The sequence below is a fragment of the Mycobacterium sp. 1164985.4 genome (assembly GCF_001668575.1).
Lineage (GTDB): Bacteria > Actinomycetota > Actinomycetes > Mycobacteriales > Mycobacteriaceae > Mycobacterium.
Genome location: NZ_LZMD01000007.1, coordinates 1 through 3,394 on the forward strand (window position 1 = coordinate 1; position 3,394 = coordinate 3,394).

At 56.5% G+C, this 3,394-nt stretch carries 2 rRNA genes; both read right to left on the reverse strand.

From position 1 onward, the window contains the following. Nucleotides 1–8: 8 nt before the first annotated feature. Nucleotides 9–123: ribosomal RNA gene (rrf, locus tag A5650_RS00440) — 5S ribosomal RNA — on the reverse strand. A gap of 106 nt (nt 124–229) precedes the next feature. Continuing rightward, nucleotides 230–3,355, reverse strand: a 23S ribosomal RNA gene (locus tag A5650_RS00445). Nucleotides 3,356–3,394: the final 39 nt, after the last annotated feature.

Genomic DNA, 3,394 nt, shown 5'->3' on the forward strand with positions numbered 1-3,394 from the left:
TAATTTGTGTTCGGCGGTGTCCTACTTTTCCGCCCGTGTGGGGCAGTATCATTGGCGCTGGCAGGCTTAGCTTCCGGGTTCGGGATGGGTCCGGGCGTTTCCCTGCCGCTATTGACCGCCGTAACTTTATTCACTTTTTGTAGTGCCCCATGTGGTTGGGGTAAGGGTGTTTTGGTGGTGGGGTGTGTTGCGTGTGGTTGATACGCGTGGATGGGGTGTGGTTGCGAGTGTGTGTAAGTTTTCGGCCGGTTAGTGCCAGTTCCCTGAACCCATTGCTGGGCGTGTAGGTCTGGTCTATCGATCCCGTGGTCTGCGGGGGGCCTTATCCCACTTGTATGGGTGAGAAGCCTGGTCTTGGAGGGGGTTTCCCGCTTAGATGCTTTCAGCGGTTATCCTGTCCGAACGTGGCTATCCAGCGGTGCCCCTGGTGGGACAACTGGTGTACCAGAGGTTCGTCCGTCCCGGTCCTCTCGTACTAGGGACAGGTTTCCTCAAGCTTCTGACGCGCGCGGCGGATAGAGACCGAACTGTCTCACGACGTTCTAAACCCAGCTCGCGTGCCGCTTTAATGGGCGAACAGCCCAACCCTTGGGACCTGCTCCAGCCCCAGGATGCGACGAGCCGACATCGAGGTGCCAAACCATCCCGTCGATATGGACTCTTGGGGAAGATCAGCCTGTTATCCCCGGGGTACCTTTTATCCGTTGAGCGACACCCCTTCCACTCGGGGGTGCCGGATCACTAGTCCCGACTTTCGTCCCTGCTTGACGTGTAGGTCTCGCAGTCAAGCTCCCTTGTGCACTTACACTCAACACCTGATTGCCGTCCAGGTTGAGGGAACCTTTGGGCGCCTCCGTTACTTTTTAGGAGGCAACCGCCCCAGTTAAACTACCCGCCAGGCACTGTCCCTGAACCGGATAGACGGTTCGAGGTTAGAGGCCCAATACGATCAGAGTGGTATTTCAACAACGACTCCACAATCACTGGCGTGACTGCTTCTTAGTCTCCCACCTATCCTACACAAACCGTATCGAGCACCAATACCAAGTTGTAGTGAAGGTCCCGGGGTCTTTTCGTCCTGCCGCGCGTAACGAGCATCTTTACTCGTAATGCAATTTCGCCGAGTCTATGGTTGAGACAGCTGAGAAGTCGTTACGCCATTCGTGCAGGTCGGAACTTACCCGACAAGGAATTTCGCTACCTTAGGATGGTTATAGTTACCACCGCCGTTTACTGGGGCTTAAATTCTCCGCTTCACCCTTGCGGGTTAACGGGTCCTCTTAACCTTCCAGCACCGGGCAGGCGTCAGTCCGTATACATCGTCTTGCGACTTCGCACGGACCTGTGTTTTTAGTAAACAGTCGCTTCTCACTGGTTTGTGCCACCCCCTCCCGCTGCCCACCGCGAAGGTGTTGACGGTGTGGGGGTCCCCCTTCTCCCGAAGTTACGGGGGCATTTTGCCGAGTTCCTTAACCATAGTTCACTCGTACGCCTCGGTATTCTCTACCTGACCACCTGTGTTGGTTTGGGGTACGGGCCGTGTATGCGCTCGCTAGAGGCTTTTCTCGACAGCATAGGATCACCGAATTCGCCTCACTCGGCTATGCATCACCTCTCAGGAATCGTGAACGACGGATTTGCCTATCGTTCTCCCTACAGGTTTGCCCCAGTATTACCACTGACTGGTACGGCTACCTTCCTGCGTCACCCCATCGCTTGACTACTACCCACACGGGTCCCACGCAGCGGGTGACCCCCGCCTCCCGAAGGAGTTGGTAGGCCACCGTTTGGGTGGTTAGCAGTATGGATTCGTCAGGGACGCTCATACACGGGTACGGGAATATCAACCCGTTGTCCATCGACTACGCCTGTCGGCCTCGCCTTAGGTCCCGACTCACCCTGGGCGGACTGGCCTGGCCCAGGAACCCTTGGTCTTCCGGCGGGCAAGGTTCTCACTTGCCTTATCGCTACTCATGCCTGCATTCTCACTCCCACACCCTCCACCACTGAATCACTTCGTGGCTTCACCGGATGCAGGACGCTCCCCTACCCAACAACACCTAGTGTTGCTGCCGCGGCTTCGGCGGTGTGCTTGAGCCCCGCTACATTATCGGCGCACAATCACTTGACCAGTGAGCTATTACGCACTCTTTCAAGGGTGGCTGCTTCTAAGCCAACCTCCTGGTTGTCTTCGCGACTGCACATCCTTTTCCACTTAGCACACGCTTAGGGGCCTTAGCCGGCGATCTGGGCTGTTTCCCTCTCGACGCACGGAGCTTATCCCCCGCCGTCTCACTGCCGCACTACACCTTGCCGGCATTCGGAGTTTGGCTGACGTCAGTAACCTAGTAGGGCCCATCGGCCATCCAGTAGCTCTACCTCCAGCAAGAACCATGCGACGCTGCACCTAAATGCATTTCGGGGAGAACCAGCTATCACGGAGTTTGATTGGCCTTTCACCCCTACCCACAGCTCATCCCCTCAGTCTTCAACCTAAGTGGGTTCGGGCCTCCACGCGGTCTTACCCGCGCTTCACCCTGGCCATGGGTAGATCACTCCGCTTCGGGTCCAGAACACACCACTACACCAAACACTCTTGTATGGATACGCCCTATTCAGACTCGCTTTCGCTGCGGCTACCCCACCCGGGTTAACCTCGCGACATGTCCCTGACTCGCAGGCTCATTCTTCAAAAGGCACGCCATCACCCCACACAAAAGCGAGGGCTCTGACGGATTGTAGGCACACGGTTTCAGGTACTCTTTCACTCCCCTCCCGGGGTACTTTTCACCATTCCCTCACGGTACTGATCCGCTATCGGTCACTGAGAAGTATTCAGGCTTACCGGGTGGTCCCGGCAGATTCACAGCAGATTCCACGGGCCCGCTGCTACTCGGGGAAAACATTCCACAGAAGCCGCCAAGTTTTCGGTTACAGGACTCTCACCCTCTACGGCAGACCATCCCAGGCCACTTCACCTAACCCAACGGTTTATCACTTCTGCCCCTGACGGCGGTCAGGAGACGAAACGCCCCACAACACCGCACACACAACCCCCGCCGGGTATCACATGCACACGGTTTAGCCATCCTCCGCTTTCGCTCGCCACTACTCACGGAATCACAATTGTTTTCTCTTCCTACGGGTACTGAGATGTTTCACTTCCCCGCGTTCCCCCCAGACGCCTATATATTCAGCGCCTGGTGACACGACATCACTCGTGCCGGGTTTCCCCATTCGGACATCCTCGGATCCACGCTCGGTTGACAACTCCCCGAGGCATATCGCAGCCTCCCACGTCCTTCATCGGCTCTCAGTGCCAAGGCATCCACCATGCGCCCTTAAACACTTACACACAAAACAGATCAAAATTCTCGGAAGAATATTGCATTAA